Below are 15445 nucleotides of genomic sequence, written 5' to 3' on the forward strand. Positions count from 1 at the left end.
CCCTCGGGTCCGTAGAGCGCCCAGTAGACCTCTCGGCGTCGGGCGTCGGTCACGACGAGGACCCGTCCCGCGTGCGCGTCGGATCGGATGGCGTCGAGTGAGCACACCCCGTGTAGCGGGATCGCCAGGGCGTCGGCGAACCCGGCCGCGGTCGCCATACCGACGCGCAGTCCGGTGAACGGCCCGGGTCCGCAGCCGACGACCACCGTGTCGAGGTCGGATCGCGCCGCACCGGCTTCGGCCAGGCACTCGAGGATCAGGGTCGTGAGGATCTCGGCGTGCCCGCGTGGGGTCTCCACCCTGCGCTCGGCGCGCACGTCGATCCCACGGCCCGGGGTCACCTCGGCGACCCCGGTGGTCACCGTGGGTGTGGAGGTGTCGACGGTCAGAACGAGCACGGTGATCCAGCCTATGCGGAACCGTCGGCAGACCGGACCCAGCCCCAGGTGGCGGTGCGGACGTCGGAGTCCGGTTCGCGCCGCAGCCGCACCAGCAGGTGACGATCGGCGAGGCGCTCGGCCACACCCGCCCCCCACTCCACGACCACGACGTTGTCGGTGATCTCGGTGTCGAGGTCGAGCCCGTCGAGATCGGCGAGGACGTCGCCGCCGGTCGAGCCGAGGCGGTAGGCGTCCACGTGCACCATTCCCGCTGCGCCGGGACGCCCCGGGGCGTGTGCACGGGCGATGATGAAGGTGGGTGACGTCACGCGTCCGGTGACCCCGAGACCGGCGCCGATCCCGCGGGCGAGCGCCGTCTTGCCTGCCCCCAGCGGCCCGTCGGTGATGACCAGGTCACCCGCATGCAGCTCGGCGGCGAGTTCGGCACCGAACGCCTCGGTGTCCTCGACCGTCGTCAGGGTCCGTCGGTGCGGGAGCTCGAGGGTGTGGGAGCCCCCGCTCACCGGACACTCCGCTGGACCAGGCGCTCGATGGCCTCGGTGATCACCTCGGGCCGTTCCAGCAGCACGAGGTGACCGCAGTCCGGTACGCCGACGAGTTCGCAGTCGGCCAACGCGCCGTGCAGCTCCACCGAGTTGGGCAGCGGGGTGACCTTGTCCTCGTAGCCGCAGGCGACGAGTGTCGGGATGCGGGACAGGACGGCGAGGGCAGCACTCTCGTCGTGACTCTCCAGCGATCGGAGGAAGTCGACGACGGTGTCGATGGGGGTGTTCTGGATCATCGCCGCGACGAACTGGCTCAGTGCCGGTGAGTGGAAGGTCGACCCGAAGCTCGCGGCCGTGAGCACCGGTGTCATGACGGCTCGGGTGACGCCGCGGCCGGCGCGAACCGCCCGGGGAACCCGGCGCACCGAGAGACGGAACGCGTCGACGAGCGGGTTCTGCAACCCCTGCCCGAGGCCCGCCTCGGTGATCCCGCGCGCGGCGGTGGAAATCAGCCCGACGCCGATGATCTTCTCGCCGAACAGTTCCGGTGCGCGTGTCGCCAGACCCATGATGGCCATCGCACCCATCGAGTGGCCCACGAGCACGACCGGGCCGTCGGGGATGACCGACCGGATCACCGCGTTGATGTCGGCACCGAGCTGGGTGATGGTGGCAGTGTGCGCCGGCGCCGCGCCGGACCGGCCGTGGCCGCGGTGGTCCATGAACACCAGTCGCACATTGTCGCCCCACACCGTGGCCAACCGCTGGCGTTGGAAGTGCCAGCTCGACATCCGCAGGCTGAAACCGTGCGAGAACAGCACGGTCACCGCGGCGTCGGCCGGTCCGACCTCGCGGATGGCCAGCGGGACACCATCGTCGACGGTCGCGAAGCTCGCGCGGTCGGCGTAGATCGCACGGAAGTCCTCGATGGAGTTCGGGTCGAGACGGGCATCGGCCCGACGGGTGACGTTACGGGCGACCCCGCCGATCGCCACCGCACCCAGTGCGGCGAATCCCGCTGCGCCGGCCAGGATCCCGAGACGCTGCGGCCGGTCCGCGCTCATGCGGGCACCTGTGGGCCGCCGGGACCCGACGAGTTCACGTACGTCCGCTGTGCGCGACCGCGGATACCGGAGACGATCTCGTAGTCGATCGTCCCGATGGTGGCGGCCCACTCCTTGGCGGTGGTCCCCCCGTCGGTCCCGGATCCGAAGAGCACGGCCCGATCGCCTTCCGCCACATCGGTGTCGACACCGAGGTCGACCACCATCTGATCCATGCAGACGCGTCCGACCCCGGGATAGGAGCGCCCGTTGATCTGCACCCGCAGCTGGTTGGACAGCAATCGTGGCACGCCGTCGGCGTATCCGGCGGGCAGCAGCGCGAGGGTCGTGTCGTGCGGCGCGGTCCAGGTGTGCCCATACGACACCCCCTGCCCGGCCGCGACCTTCTTGACCATCGACACCTCCGCCGAGAGGGTCATCGCCGGGATCAGTCCACAGCCGTCCGGCAGCGGCGAGGTGCCGTAGACGGCGATACCCGCGCGCACCAGGTCGCGCGAGAGATCCGGACGCGCGAGCGCCGCGGCGGAATTGGAGATGTGGACGACCTGCGGCGGGACGCCGAGGTGGTCGAGTTCCCGGACGCACTCGTCGAGACGGGCGGCCTGGACGTCGTTGAGCGGGTGCTCGGGTTCGTCACCGCGGGCGAGGTGACACATCGCGGCCCGCAGGACGATCGACTCGTCGGCCACCGCCTTGGCGAGCGCGTCACGCAGATCCGGCCACTCCTGCGGGCCGACACCGTTGCGGGCGAGCCCGGTGTCGATCTTGACGCTGAGGACAGCGGTGCGACCCGCACGCGCACCCGCGGCGATGACCCGGTCGAGTTGTCGGGTCGACGACACCGCGAGCTCGACCCCGGCCTCGACCGCCGGGACGAAATCCGTGCTCGGGGTGTGCAACCAGGCGACGACCGGCGCGGTGATGCCGTCCGCACGCAGCGCGAGCGCCTCGGCGACGGTCGCGACGCCGAGATCGGTCGCGCCTGCGGCCAGCGCGGCCCGACCCACCTGCGTCGCGCCGTGCCCGTACCCGTCGGCCTTCACCACGGCCATGACCGCGGCCCCCGCCCGCCGGGCCACCACCTCGACGTTGTGGGCGATGGCGGCGAGGTCGACGGTGGCCTCCAGCGGGGGGCGCTCAGTCGTTCCGTCGGTGCTCATGCGTTCGAACGCATCTCACGAATGGCCGGCCGGATCGCCGACAGCAGGTCCGCCGCACCGATGGGTGCGCCCGCAGATGTGTCGTCGTCCCCCCGCGCGGCCAGGACGGCGGCGTGGGCGTGGACTCGTGCAGCGGAGGCGGCGGCCACCCGGGCGGTCAGGCCGGCGGCCAAGAGGGCACCCGCGAGGCCCGACAGCACGTCGCCGGCGCCCGCGGTGGCGGCCCAGGACGCACCCGCGTCGTTGACCAGGACCGGTCCGACGCCGTCGGCGACAACGGTGATGCGTCCCTTGAGCAGAACCGTGGCACCCAGTCGCACGGCGAGGTCGGTGACGGCGGCGACGCGGTCGGAACCCACCGGGGCACCGGCCAGACGTGCGAACTCCCCCGCGTGCGGAGTGAGCAGGGTCGGCGCATCCCGCTGCTGCACCCAGTCGAGATGCGCTGCCAGGACGGTCAACCCGTCGGCGTCGACGAGCACCGGGAGATCGGTCGCCAGCACTCGCCGCACCAGTTCGGCGGCGTCGTCGTCGGTACCCGCCCCGGGGCCGATCACCCACGCCTGCACCCGCCCCGCGGAGTCGAGGTCCGGTGCGGCGACGACCTCGGGGTGGCGCGCGACGATGTCACCGGCGGCGGATCCGACGTAACGGACCATGCCCGAGGTGGCCGCCACCGCGGCTCCGGTGCACAGCATCGCCGCGCCGGGAAACCTGTCGGAGCCGGCGATGATCCCGGTGACGCCCTGCGAGTACTTGTCATCCGACGGGCCCGGAACCGGCCAGTTCGTGGCGATGTCGTGGTCGTCGAGGGCGATCAGGTGTGCGGCGGGCACGTCGATACCGATGTCGATGCACTCGACCCGACCGCATTGTTCGGCGGCCAGGATGTGTGCGCGGCGGCGGGCGCCGAAGGTGACGGTCACCGCGGCGCGCACCGCGGGGTCACCGACCACACCGGTGTCGGCGTCGACGCCCGACGGGATGTCGACGGCGATGACCGGCGCCCTCACGTGCTCGAAAGCCGCTGCCGCCGTGGGCCGCAGCGGTCCGGATCCGCCGAGACCCACCACCCCGTCGACGACCAGGTCGAGGTCACGGGAGACCGCGTCGACGACCCGGCCACCGGCGCGCCGGAACGCGGTCAGACCGGCGGCGTGCGCGCGATCGGGCGAGAGCAGCAGCGCACTGACGGCCACTCCCCGATTCCGCAGCAACGCTCCGGCGAACAGGGCGTCGCCGCCGTTGTCGCCGGCACCGACGACGAGTCCGACGCGTGAGCCGTACACCGCACCGCGGCGGGCGCGGAGCTCGGTCGCGACCACCCCGGCCAGTCCGGCGGCGGCCCGTCGCATCAGGACACCGGACGCCAGCAGGTCACCCGTCGCCGCCTCGGCGGCACGGATCTCGTCGGCGCAGTGGTAGCCGAGCACGGCCCTACTCCACCGTCACGGACTTGGCCAGGTTGCGCGGCTTGTCGACGTCATAGCCGCGCGCCTGGGCGACCGCCGCGGCGAACACCTGCAGCGGGACGGTCGAGACCAGTGGCTGGAGCAGCGTCGGGACGCGGGGGATCTGGATGAGGTGGTCGGCGAACGCAGCGACTGCGACGTCGTCGTCCTCGGCGATCACGATTGTCCGCGCGCCACGGGCCTGGATCTCGCGGATGTTGCTCACCATCTTCGAGTGCAGCAGCGGGCGGCCGCTGGCGGACGGCATGACGATGATCACGGGCAGACCGTCCTCGATCAGCGCGATCGGCCCGTGCTTGAGCTCACCGGCGGCGAACCCCTCGGCGTGCATGTAGGCCAGTTCCTTCAGCTTGAGCGCACCCTCGAGTGCCACCGGGTAGCCGACGTGCCTGCCGATGAACAGCACGGTCGGGCTCGTCGCCAGCGAACGGGCCAGTGCGCGAACCGGTTCGACGGTGGTGAGCACCCGTTCGACGGCCGCGGGCATGGCCTCGAGCTCGGCGAACTCGCGGGCCACCTCGTCGGGGTACTTGGTGCCGCGGGCCTGCGCGAGCGCCAGACCGACCAGGTAGGCCGCCGCGATCTGTGCCAGGAAGCACTTCGTGGACGCGACACCGATCTCCGGACCGGCGTGGGTGTAGAGCACGGCATCGGATTCACGCGGGATCTGTGCGCCGTTGGTGTTGCAGATGGCCAGGACGCGGGCCTTCTGCTCCTTGGCGTGTCGCACCGCCTCGAGGGTGTCGGCGGTCTCGCCCGACTGCGAGATGGCCACGACGAGAGTGGAGCGGTCGAGAACCGGGTCGCGGTACCGGAACTCGCTGGCCAGTTCGACCTCGACCGGTAGGCGGGTCCAGTGCTCGATCGCGTACTTGGCCAGCAGACCGGCGTGGTACGCAGTGCCGCACGCCACGACGAACACCTTGTCGATGTCGCGGAGATCCTGGTCGGTGATCCGCTGCTCGTCGAGGACGATGCGCCCGTTCTCGAAGTGACCGACCAGGGTGTCGGCGAGTGCCTGCGGCTGCTCGGCGATCTCCTTGAGCATGAAGAAGTCGTGACCGCCCTTCTCGGCGGCGGCGAGATCCCAGTCGATGTGGAACGGCTTACCCACCTGCGGTGTGCCGTCGAACGAGGTGATCGCGTAGCTCTCGGCGGTGATGACGACCACCTGGTCGTGGCCCAGTTCGACCGCCTCGCGGGTGTGTTCGATGAACGCGGCGACGTCCGAACCGACGAACATCTCGCCCTCACCGACCCCGACCACGAGCGGGGTCGACCGCCGCGCGGCCACGATCGTGCCGGGGTGGTCGGAGTGGGTGAACACCAGGGTGAACGCACCCTCGAGCCGACCCAGCACGGCGTAGGCGCTGGCCACGAAGTCGCCGGCGTTGGCGCCGGAGGCGTATTCGAGATCGAGCATGTGCACCGCGGTCTCGGTGTCGGTGTCGGATCCGAACTCGATCCCGGCCGCCTCGACCTCCGCCCGCAGCGCCGCGTAGTTCTCGATGATCCCGTTGTGGACCACCGCGAACTTCCCGTCCCGGCTGGTGTGGGGGTGGGCGTTGCGGTCGGTGGGACGCCCATGGGTGGCCCACCGTGTGTGTCCCATGCCGCTGGTGCCTGCGAACTCGCTGCGCCCGACGGTCGCTAGCTGCTTGTCCAGGTTCTCCAGACGGCCGGCCTTCTTCTCCACCGCGGTGTGACCGTGACCGTCGAGGATGGCGACCCCGGCCGAGTCGTACCCGCGGTACTCCATCCGCCGGAGAGCCTCGACCACGATCTCGAGAGCGTCCCGGTTTCCCACGTATCCGACGATTCCGCACATTCGTCACAGGGTACTGGGGGCAGACCGTCCGATCTGCTCCCCTGGTGCCATAGGGTCGTGTAGGTGACCTCGGTGAAGAAGTTGTTCGGGCAGCTACAGCGACGTGGACCACATCGTGTCCTGCGCGGTGACATGGCCATCGTCGGTCTGCCCGGGGTGGTCTACACACCCGAATCCGGCACCAACCTGCCCGGCATCGCGTTCGGTCACGGCTGGCTGACCCGCAGCAAGCAGTACATCGACACCCTCGAGCACCTCGCCTCGTGGGGGATCGTCGTGGCCGTCCCCGACACCGAACGCGGCCCGTTGGCCTCCGATCGTGCGCTCGCCGCCGACCTGGAGACCGCGTTGCAGGTGATCAGCAGCGTTCGCCTGGGTTCCGGCGACATCACGGTCCATCCCGAGCGTCTGGGATTGGCCGGGCACGGACTGGGCGGGTCCGCCGCGGTACTCGCCGCGGGCAACTCGTCGCGGGCCACGGCGTTGGCGGCTCTGTATCCCGCGCCCACCAGTCCCGCGGTACTGCCCGCCGCGCACCGCGCGCGGGTTCCCGCGCTGATCCTGGCCGCACCGAAGGACCTCGATGGTGTGACATCCAACGCACTCGCGCTGCGCAACGCACTGCAGGGCGACGGCGTGTCGCTGCGGACCGTGCCCAAGTCGACCAATCGCGGGCTCGCGGAGGGCTTCAGCATCCGCAAACGCCTCGGTGACGGCTCCGACGACAAGAAGACCCAGCGAGCCACCCGCGCGGTGCTCGCGGGGTTCCTGCTGGCCCATCTCGGACCGGACAAGACCTATTCGGACTTCGGCGACCCGACGACGGCGCTCGGGAAGCTGCAGACCGTCGACCCCGCCACCGCGGAGATCGAGGATCTCGACCCCGTCAGTCGTCTGCTTCGTCGCTGACCGTCGTCTGCCCGGTTCGCTCGGTGTCACCGTCGTCGGTGGCCGGTTTCCTGCGTCGCGCGTGCGCCACGCGGATCGCGGTGAGGTCGGCGACCGCGCGATCGGCGGCCGCCTCGATCTGATCGGCCTGCCTCATCGGTCACCCGCCAATGCCAGCCCACCGCCGTCGTCGGGGTCCGGCCGGCCGCGAGGCGGTTCACGGTCACGCCGACGCGGACCCACCGACGGGACATTCCGCGCCGCGACGTCGTCGGCGGCGGTGCTCGACGACGGCGCCGGCTCGGCAGGCACCTCTGGCACGATCTCCGGTTCGTACCGCCGCACCGACGGCGCCGACGGCTCGACGCCGATGGACGGCTGTGTCGTCGGACCCTGCATCGAGGTCGTCGGTGCAGCGGGCACGGGCGCGCTGTGGACCGGTGCGGCGGGATCGGGTGCGGCAGGATCGGGTGCGGCGGGGACCGGCGAGGCCGAGGGCGGTCCCGGCGGAACGACCGTGTGATCCCCGTTGTCGTCGATACGGGTGTCACCGGCAGCGTCCATGAGGTGGGTCAGCACTGCTCCCACCCCGGCGGCGGCGGCGGTTCCCACCGACGACGCGGCCGCGAGGGCGGCACCGGCGATGGATGCACCCGCCGAGATCGCCGCGACCACCACGTCCGAGTCGGACCCGCCTCGACGGTGATCGGCCCCGGCCGTGGGTGTGACGACGACATCGGTGCGGCGGCTCGTGTGACTGTCCCGCCGAGGAACCGACCGGTACGCGGACTCCGGGCTCACCGCCGGCCCGACCTCCCGCGGTGCGGGTAGGGCGACGAACGAGTCGGTGAGAGCGGTCAGGATGACTGCGACCGCATCGTCGACGACGTCCATGGTGCGGGTGAACAGCTCGACTGCGGCGGTGATCTCGGCCCGACACGACTCGGGGTCGGCGTCGATGTCGTCGACACTGATGGTCGACATGGGTTGTCCCGCAACACGGTCGGTGCGCAGCATCGCCAACGTGCGGTGCTTCTCCTCCTGCACCCGACCCAGTGCGATGGCCGCGGCGGCCACGGTCGCCGACACCGTACCGATCCCGTCGATCACGTCCTGCGCCGCCCGGAGGTGCGTGGCGACCGCCGTATCGGCCGTCTCGGCGGCCGCACCGCTCCAGACACGCGGAAGCCCGCGACGTGCGTCGTGCGCGGTGTCGGTCGCACCGTGCAGCGTGGTGATGACGTCGTCGAGCAGGGCCGCGTCACCGGCGAGCGCGTCCAGGTCGATGCTGTCGGTCGCCGCGAAACGGGCAGCGACCGCCGACTCGTCGGGTACGGCGACACCGACCTGCGCGGCGATGGCACGTACGTCGGAGAAATACCGCACCCCGGCGAGCGCGTCCGCCCGGGTGGTCACGTGTCCCCGCCCGCGGCACGTATCCACGTCCCGCTGTCGGCGTCGGTCGAGTCCAGGGCGCGCGCGGCGACGTCGAACCGGTCGACGAGGTCGGCGACGGATCCCGCGAGCGCGTCGACGACGGCGCCGAGGTCGCGCATGCCACTCGAGTAGGCGAGCCCGTGCTCGCGGAGATCGCCCGCTACCGAATGGGGGCCGAAACGCGCCGCGCCGGCGTCGGCGGCGGCGCGTGTGAGCGCATCGATGTCCGCATCGAGTCGGTGTCCGACCGCGGCCACCGCCGATGGATCGACCCGTATCCCATCACCCACACCGAACCCCCTGATCGCGGTGTCATCGTCCGCGTCGTCCGAGACACTGAGACGCACCTGCGGCACGATCGGTTCCGATCGCCGGTGCCGGTTGTCCGTTTCGCCGACGACTGATCGGTCAGATTATCGCGAGTGAGGCGACTGCGCCCAGGAGTCCGTCGGGCCGCTCGGACGTGGGCAGCGGCTCGACATGCGCGAACGCGCACCCGACCGCACGAGCGCCGCCGTCGGCCTCCACGCTGTCGCCGACCATCAGGGTCCGGTCGCCGGAGACTCCCAACACGTCGAGCGCGGCGGTGAAGATGCCCGCGTCCGGTTTGATGATCCCGACCTCGTGGGACAGGGCCCACGCGCCGACGAGGTGGTCCCAGCCGTGCAGGGCGAACACCTCTCGCAGGTCGAAGGCGATGTTGCTGACCACGCCGACTGCGACATCGAGTTCGGACAGCAGCGTGAGCACCTCACCCGCGTCGGGGTAGGGCTGCCAGGACTCCGGGTCGGCGACCCGCGCGTACAACGACTCCGCGTGGCCGGGCACCGTCAGCCCGGATGCCCGCAGGATCGCGAGGTAGGCGGTCCGATGCAGCGTCGGGTCCAGGTCGCGGCGATACCAGGCGTCGGTCGACTCGTCGTCGAGTTCGGCCGGGATGCCGGTGGGCGCGGTCATCCGGCGCATCAACTCCGCCTGCAGCGCTCCGTCGATGGGGTTGCCCGCCGCGTCGTGCAGGTCGGCGAACCAGTCGTCGCGCTCGGTCAGACGGAACAGCGTCCCGGAGAAGTCGAAGAGGACGGCGTCGTAGTTCAGGTCCGTGTTCGTCGGTCCGTCGCTCATCGGCCGACCGCGCCGACGACGTCGGCGATCCGCCCGGCGACCTCTTTCGCGTGCGGCTCGGTGGTTGCCTCCACCATCACACGGACCAGCTGCTCGGTTCCCGACGGGCGCAACAGGACTCGACCCTGCTCCCCCAGCTCGTCCTCGGCGGCGAGCACGGCCTGCTGCACCGACTCGGCGACGGCCACCGAGTGCTTGTCGAGCACCGGCACGTTGATCAGCACCTGGGGCAGCGCGGTGATCACCGACGCCAACTCGGCGAGCGAGCGACCGGTGCTCGCCATCCGCGCCATCAGCGCCAGACCGGTGAGGATGCCGTCGCCGGTGGTGGCGAACGACGGGAGCACGACGTGGCCGGACTGTTCTCCACCGAGGCTGAACGATCCGCTGCGCAACTCCTCGAGCACGTAGCGGTCGCCGACTCCGGTGGTACGCACCGTGATCCCGGCCGAGCGCATCGCGATGTGCAGGCCGAGGTTGCTCATCACCGTCGCCACGAGGGTGTCCGCGGCGAGCGACCCGGAGTCCTTCATCGCGAGCGCGAGGACGGCCAGGATCGCGTCGCCGTCGACCACTGCGCCGGTGTGATCCACGGCCAGGCATCGATCCGCGTCACCGTCGTGGGCGAGGCCGAGATCGGCGCCGTGTTCGAGGACGGCCGCCCGGACGACATCGAGGTGAGTGGATCCGCAGCGGTCGTTGATGTTGAGCCCGTCCGGTGCGGCGTTGATGGCGATGACCCGCGCACCCGCGGTCCGATACGCCTCCGGGGCCGTCGCGCTCGCGGCGCCGTGCGCACAGTCGACGACGACGGTGACACCGTCGAGCCGGGTGGGGACGGTCTGGGCGAGATGCGCCAGGTAGGGCAGTTCGGGGTCGTCGACGTCAGAGATCCGGCCGATGTCGGCCCCGACCGGACCGGTCGCGGCCCACGCCGACGCGGGGTCGGCCATCGCGGATTCGATCTGTGCCTCGAGATCGTCGGGCAGCTTATGACCGCCTGCGGCGAACAGCTTGATGCCGTTGTCCGGCATGGGATTGTGCGACGCCGAGATCATCACGCCGAACGCCGCACCGTGGTGCGCGGTCAGGAACGCGACGGCCGGGGTCGGCAGCACACCGACCCGGAGTGCATCGACGCCGGAGGCGGCCAGGCCCGCGCAGACTGCGGCCTCGAGCATCTCGCCCGAGGCGCGCGGATCGCGTCCCACCACGGCGACGGCTCGGCCGTCGCCGGCCGTCGGGCCCAGCACCCGCGCGGCCGAGCGCGCGATCTCCAGCGCGAGGGCCGGGGTGAGGTCGACGTTCGCGAGCCCGCGAACACCGTCGGTACCGAAGAGTCGTCCCATCGACGTCGTTCCCCTCATTCGTCTTCGAGGATGCGATCGCACCGGTGCAGCACCGGCGATCGTGATGACCGTGAACGCAGACGAGCAGGTGTCCAGACGTACCTGAACACCTGCTCGTTGCCACGACCTACAGCAAGGATCCGCGCGTGAGCGCCGGGATCAACGCTTCGAGTACTGCGAGGCCTTGCGGGCCTTCTTGAGGCCGTACTTCTTGCGCTCGACCGCACGCGGGTCACGCGTGAGGTAGCCGGCCTTCTTCAGGACGCCACGGTCGTCCGGCTGCACCTCGATGAGTGCGCGGGCGATCGCCAGACGCAGGGCGCCTGCCTGTCCGGACGGGCCGCCGCCGTGCAGCTTGGCGATGATGTCGAAGGACTCCGCGCGCTCGACGAGCACCAACGGCGCCTTGATGAGCTGCTGGTGGACCTTGTTCGGGAAGTACGCCTCGAGGCTGCGGCCGTTGAGGGTGAAGCCACCGGTACCCGGCGACACGCGGACGCGGACGACGGCTTCCTTACGCCGACCGACGGTCACGATCGGGCCGTCGAGCACGATGGGCGCGGCCGGTGCGGCGTACTCGCCGTCATCGGTGGCCGCACCGGTGGTCTCGTCGACCACGTAGTCGTCTGCGGCGACCTCGACGGAGTCGGCCGAGGTGTCACCGACGGAGTCGGCGATGGTCTGGGTCTCGACCTCGGGGGTCTCGTTTGCGATGGGCTCGGTCACTGGGACACCTGCTTGATCTCGAAGGGAGCGGGGCTCTGCGCCACGTGCGGATGATCCGGGCCTGCGTAGACCTTGAGCTTGCTGCTCATGGCGCGACCCAGCTTGGTCTTGGGGAGCATGCCGACGACGGCCTTCTCGATCACGCGCGTGGGCTGGGTCGCGAGCAACTCGGCCGTGGTGCGCGAGGAGAGTCCACCCGGGTGACCCGAGTGCCGGTAATTGAGCTTGCGCTCCGCCTTGTTGCTGGTCAGGACGACCTTCTCGGCGTTGATGATGACGACGAAATCGCCGCCGTCCATGTGGGGGGCGTAGGTCGCCTTGTGCTTGCCGCGCAGCAGCGTGGCGACCTGCACGGCGAGGCGGCCGAGCACCACGTCGGTGGCGTCGATGACATGCCACGCGTGCGTGATGTCACCGGCCTTGGGGGTATAGGTGGACACAGGTGTGATCCGTTCCGTGTGATCGGGGCTGGTCAGATACGACGGCGGGGTGCTCCCGGCGACCAGTGGGGACCCGGGACCCGGTGTGTGCCGCGTACCAGCGGTCCAGAATACGTGGCGGGGTCTGACCAGTCAAAATGCCCGACGACGACCCTGTCAGGGGGCGATGGCGACCGAGCGGACGGCCGCGAGGCACTCGGCGTCGACCGACTGACCCTGACCGCCGTCCTGACACCCGACGCTCACCTGGAGAGCCGACTCGACGACCACATACCAGCGGATCTGCCCGCCCGACACAGGTGTCTCGCGGTACCCGATGACGTCGCGATCGCCGTATCGGGTCCGTGGTGAGAAATCGGTCACGACGTCGGTCCCGCGCTGGTCGAGACGGTTGCGCAGGCTGACCGCCACGGTGTCGAGCGTGGACCCGGACCGAACCGAGTTCTGCACCAGGATGATCCGACGGTCGTCCGAGCGTGCGGCGAACGTCGTGAAGGGAACGGCGCCGTCGTCGTCGACCGGGTCGCTGGTGCGTCGCCATCCTTCCGGCACGAGCACCGACACCCGGCCGACGTCGGCGGTGACCCCGGTCGGTGTCGGGGAGCCACCCGTCGTCGCCTCGGCTCCGGTGGCGTCGACCACCCGAGGCGAACCGTCGCCATCGGTGCGCCACGGTGCCACGAGGAGGACCGCGACCACCAGGGCGACCACCACAGCCGCCGCCGCGGAGACGATCGCTGCGGTCCTGACCCGCGACCTGGGCGCGGCCGATCCGATCGGAGCCGAGCCGACGGGCGGCGCGGGCAGTCGGGTGCCGCCGTGCCGGTGCAGCAGGATGCGTTCGACCGCGGCGATGCGGCCGGTCGGTGTGTGGTCTTCGAACAGGCGAAGGGTCGCGGCCACCCGATCGCGGTTGTCCCCGTCGACCAGGATCGCCTCGACGGCGTCACCGACGATGGGTTCGAGGAGGTCGGTGGCGTCGTCCTCGGTCGGCGACTCGTCGAAGACCGAGGTGGCCGACACCGACCAACCGTCGACGTCGTGGGTCATCTGGTGGACGTCGAGGCGGCCGTCGTGGCACTCGGCGACGACGCACACCTGCGCCGAGGACTCCATGTGCGATTGCGCGATCGCCACGGCGCGGGGCACCGCCGTGACGGTGATGCCGTCGGCCACGACCGATTCGATCGCCCCGGTGAGCAGCGACGTCCGCAGGATGCCCCATGCGGTCGGGTGGGTGAGGGTGATCGCCTGCGGGGCGGTGCCGGTCAGCACATCGGCGAACACCGTTGCCCAGGCGTCACGAGCGGGCCGGCGGACGCCGTTGACGACCACGAACGGGCTGTTGATGGATTCGACGAGTGTGCCGATACGCAGTCCGGGACGACCGGCCACCTCCAGTCGGGAGTAGGCGACGTCGACCACCGCGGCCCGAAGCGACGACGAGCCGACCTCAGCGGTGCGCGACGCCGTCTCGGCGAGGACCATCGCCGCAGATCAGCCGGCGTTGCGGGCGGGTCGCAACTCCCGTGGCAGTGCGAACGTGAGGGTCTCGTTCGCCGTGGTGACCGTCTCGACGGTGCCGTAACCGTGCTCGGCGAGCAGATCGACGACGCCACGGACCAGGACCTCGGGCACCGAGGCACCGGAGGTGACGCCCACGGTGTCCGCGCCCTCGAACCACGCGGTGTCGATGTCCCGGGCGTAGTCGACGAGGTACGACGCGCGGGCACCGGCCTGCAGTGCCACCTCGACCAGCCGCACCGAGTTCGACGAGTTCGTCGACCCCACGACGATGACGAGGTCGCAGTGCGGAGCCATCGCCTTGACCGCCACCTGACGGTTCTGGGTGGCGTAGCAGATGTCGTCGCTGGGCGGATCCTGCAGCAGCGGGAACCGCTCGCGCAGACGTCCCACCGTCTCCATGGTCTCGTCGACCGAGAGCGTCGTCTGCGAGAGCCAGATCACCTTGGACTCGTCGCGCACCTCGACACCGTCGACGCCGTCCGGGCCGTCCACGAGCTGGATGTGTTCGGGCGCCTCACCCGCGGTGCCCTCCACCTCCTCGTGGCCCTCGTGGCCGATGAGCAGGATGTCGAAGTCGTCGCGGGCGAATCGCTTCGCCTCCTGGTGGACCTTCGTCACCAGCGGGCAGGCGGCGTCGATCGTCCGCAGGTTGCGCGCCGCAGCCGACGCGTGGACGGCGGGCGAGACGCCGTGCGCGGAGAACACGACGAGCGCACCCTCGGGCACCTCGTCGGTCTCCTCGACGAACACCACGCCGCGATCGGTCAGCGTCTCCACGACATGGCGGTTGTGCACGATCTCCTTGCGCACATAGACCGGTGCGCCGTGCTTCTCCAGGGCCCGCTCCACCGTCTCGATCGCCCGATCGACTCCCGCGCAGTATCCGCGGGGTTCGGCCAGGAGTACTTTTTTGGCGGTCATGGCGTTCAGACTACGTGCCTTTCTCACCCCATTTGTGGTGACCACCGCGGCGATGAGGCAGAGTTGACCCATGATTCGTCCACCGTTCGCGGCTCGCGTCGTCACCGGCCTCATCGTGACCGCGATCGAGGAGACCCGGAAGCTGCCGAGCACCGCTGTCACCCTCCCGATGACTGCCGTCAGCCAGACGCTGCAGGCCGGCATGCGTTTCCAGCAGGGAATCGCCGAGTTGGCGATCAAGGGTGACGAGGTCCTCGACGCCCTGTTCCATCGCGCGCAGGAGGAACCCGAGTGGGCGACCTTCGACGACGACGCACCCGCGGATGTGACGCACGACCCCAAGTCGCAGCCGCCGACCGGCTCCGCGTCGACCTCGGGGACCGCGACGGTCACTCCCATCACGGCCGCACCGACCGCCGCGGCGACAACCGAGGACACGGCCACCGAGTCCGCCACCCCCGGTCACATCCCGACCCGACCGGACGAGCCCACCCCCGCGGACATGCCCTCGGAGCAGGCCGACACCGTCGAGCCCACTCCCCCGACGAAGCCCACCAGATCGCCTGCCAAGGCACCCGCCAAGAAGGCAGCCGCGAAGAAGGCCCCTGCCGCCAAGGCCGCACCT

At 70.7% G+C, this 15445-nt stretch carries 17 protein-coding genes; 2 read left to right on the top strand and 15 right to left on the bottom strand.

The window, feature by feature from the left end; genetic code table 11:
* The 6 genes from tsaB to glmS all read right to left on the bottom strand — a co-directional run.
* Positions 1 to 398, bottom strand: a 398-nt coding sequence (tsaB, locus tag JHC79_RS17270; RefSeq protein WP_296393059.1) for a tRNA (adenosine(37)-N6)-threonylcarbamoyltransferase complex dimerization subunit type 1 TsaB, incomplete at its 3' end; no start/stop codon positions are given.
* Between the two features lie 11 nt (positions 399 to 409).
* The gene (tsaE, locus tag JHC79_RS17275) at positions 410 to 904 is read right to left on the bottom strand and encodes a tRNA (adenosine(37)-N6)-threonylcarbamoyltransferase complex ATPase subunit type 1 TsaE (RefSeq protein ID WP_296393061.1); all 495 of its coding nucleotides are present in this window, start codon (positions 902 to 904) and stop codon (positions 410 to 412) included.
* On the bottom strand, positions 901 to 1950 hold the full coding sequence (locus JHC79_RS17280) for an alpha/beta hydrolase (RefSeq protein WP_296393063.1): 1050 nt from the start codon (positions 1948 to 1950) through the stop codon (positions 901 to 903). Before JHC79_RS17280 ends, tsaE begins: the two co-directional genes overlap by 4 nt.
* Positions 1947 to 3110 (bottom strand): alanine racemase, encoded by a 1164-nt coding sequence (gene alr, locus JHC79_RS17285; RefSeq protein ID WP_296393065.1) that lies wholly within the window; start codon positions 3108 to 3110, stop codon positions 1947 to 1949. The genes JHC79_RS17280 and alr overlap by 4 nt, the downstream gene beginning before the upstream one ends.
* The gene (locus JHC79_RS17290; protein ID WP_296393067.1) at positions 3107 to 4543 is read right to left on the bottom strand and encodes an NAD(P)H-hydrate dehydratase; all 1437 of its coding nucleotides are present in this window, start codon (positions 4541 to 4543) and stop codon (positions 3107 to 3109) included. The genes alr and JHC79_RS17290 overlap by 4 nt, the downstream gene beginning before the upstream one ends.
* 4 nt (positions 4544 to 4547) lie before the next feature.
* Positions 4548 to 6410 carry a glutamine--fructose-6-phosphate transaminase (isomerizing) gene (gene glmS / locus JHC79_RS17295; RefSeq protein WP_296393069.1) on the bottom strand — a complete coding sequence of 621 codons (1863 nt, stop codon included), beginning with the start codon at positions 6408 to 6410 and terminating at the stop codon, positions 4548 to 4550.
* A 63-nt stretch (positions 6411 to 6473) separates the two neighbouring features.
* Here glmS and JHC79_RS17300 point away from each other — a divergent pair, with 63 nt between their 5' ends.
* Positions 6474 to 7319: a dienelactone hydrolase family protein gene (locus JHC79_RS17300; RefSeq protein WP_296393072.1), complete on the top strand. Its 846-nt coding sequence runs from the start codon at positions 6474 to 6476 to the stop codon at positions 7317 to 7319.
* Here JHC79_RS17300 and JHC79_RS17305 read toward each other — a convergent pair.
* The 9 genes from JHC79_RS17305 to JHC79_RS17345 all read right to left on the bottom strand — a co-directional run bounded on the left by JHC79_RS17305 (position 7297) and on the right by JHC79_RS17345 (position 14820).
* On the bottom strand, positions 7297 to 7455 hold the full coding sequence (locus JHC79_RS17305; protein WP_296393074.1) for a hypothetical protein: 159 nt from the start codon (positions 7453 to 7455) through the stop codon (positions 7297 to 7299). The two genes, JHC79_RS17300 and JHC79_RS17305, sit on opposite strands and share 23 nt — an antisense overlap.
* On the bottom strand, positions 7452 to 8714 hold the full coding sequence (locus tag JHC79_RS17310; RefSeq protein WP_296393076.1) for a hypothetical protein: 1263 nt from the start codon (positions 8712 to 8714) through the stop codon (positions 7452 to 7454). The genes JHC79_RS17305 and JHC79_RS17310 overlap by 4 nt, the downstream gene beginning before the upstream one ends.
* Positions 8711 to 9082, bottom strand: coding sequence for a hypothetical protein (locus JHC79_RS17315; protein WP_296393078.1), 372 nt, complete (start codon positions 9080 to 9082; stop codon positions 8711 to 8713). Before JHC79_RS17315 ends, JHC79_RS17310 begins: the two co-directional genes overlap by 4 nt.
* 61 nt (positions 9083 to 9143) lie before the next feature.
* The gene (locus JHC79_RS17320) at positions 9144 to 9857 is read right to left on the bottom strand and encodes an HAD family hydrolase (protein WP_296393080.1); all 714 of its coding nucleotides are present in this window, start codon (positions 9855 to 9857) and stop codon (positions 9144 to 9146) included.
* On the bottom strand, positions 9854 to 11206 hold the full coding sequence (gene glmM, locus JHC79_RS17325; protein ID WP_296393081.1) for a phosphoglucosamine mutase: 1353 nt from the start codon (positions 11204 to 11206) through the stop codon (positions 9854 to 9856). Before glmM ends, JHC79_RS17320 begins: the two co-directional genes overlap by 4 nt.
* A 159-nt stretch (positions 11207 to 11365) precedes the next feature.
* Entirely contained in the window at positions 11366 to 11824 is a 459-nt protein-coding gene (rpsI, locus tag JHC79_RS17330) for a 30S ribosomal protein S9 (protein WP_296393100.1), read from the bottom strand.
* A gap of 104 nt (positions 11825 to 11928) precedes the next feature.
* A complete protein-coding gene (gene rplM, locus JHC79_RS17335; RefSeq protein ID WP_188490799.1) occupies positions 11929 to 12372 on the bottom strand; it encodes a 50S ribosomal protein L13 in 444 nt (147 codons plus the stop codon).
* 156 nt (positions 12373 to 12528) lie between these two features.
* Positions 12529 to 13860 (bottom strand): type VII secretion-associated protein, encoded by a 1332-nt coding sequence (locus JHC79_RS17340; RefSeq protein ID WP_296393084.1) that lies wholly within the window; start codon positions 13858 to 13860, stop codon positions 12529 to 12531.
* A gap of 9 nt (positions 13861 to 13869) precedes the next feature.
* Positions 13870 to 14820 (bottom strand): 4-hydroxy-3-methylbut-2-enyl diphosphate reductase, encoded by a 951-nt coding sequence (locus JHC79_RS17345; protein ID WP_296393086.1) that lies wholly within the window; start codon positions 14818 to 14820, stop codon positions 13870 to 13872.
* A 70-nt stretch (positions 14821 to 14890) separates the two neighbouring features.
* On the opposite strand from JHC79_RS17345, the gene JHC79_RS17350 reads away from it, so the two are divergent.
* Positions 14891 to 15445: lipid droplet-associated protein (locus JHC79_RS17350; protein ID WP_296393088.1), on the top strand; the 555-nt coding region annotated here is incomplete at its 3' end.

The sequence above is a fragment of the Williamsia sp. genome, assembly GCF_016462415.1.
Lineage (GTDB): Bacteria > Actinomycetota > Actinomycetes > Mycobacteriales > Mycobacteriaceae > Williamsia_A.

Coding starts and splice junctions, on each gene's coding strand:
- JHC79_RS17280 (WP_296393063.1), bottom strand. CDS start 1,950: ATGAGCGCGGACCGGCCGCAGCGTCTCGGGATCCTGGCCGGCGCAGCG.
- alr (WP_296393065.1), bottom strand. CDS start 3,110: ATGAGCACCGACGGAACGACTGAGCGCCCCCCGCTGGAGGCCACCGTC.
- glmS (WP_296393069.1), bottom strand. CDS start 6,410: ATGTGCGGAATCGTCGGATACGTGGGAAACCGGGACGCTCTCGAGATC.
- JHC79_RS17305 (WP_296393074.1), bottom strand. CDS start 7,455: ATGAGGCAGGCCGATCAGATCGAGGCGGCCGCCGATCGCGCGGTCGCC.
- JHC79_RS17320 (WP_296393080.1), bottom strand. CDS start 9,857: ATGAGCGACGGACCGACGAACACGGACCTGAACTACGACGCCGTCCTC.
- glmM (WP_296393081.1), bottom strand. CDS start 11,206: ATGGGACGACTCTTCGGTACCGACGGTGTTCGCGGGCTCGCGAACGTC.
- JHC79_RS17340 (WP_296393084.1), bottom strand. CDS start 13,860: ATGGTCCTCGCCGAGACGGCGTCGCGCACCGCTGAGGTCGGCTCGTCG.
- JHC79_RS17345 (WP_296393086.1), bottom strand. CDS start 14,820: ATGACCGCCAAAAAAGTACTCCTGGCCGAACCCCGCGGATACTGCGCG.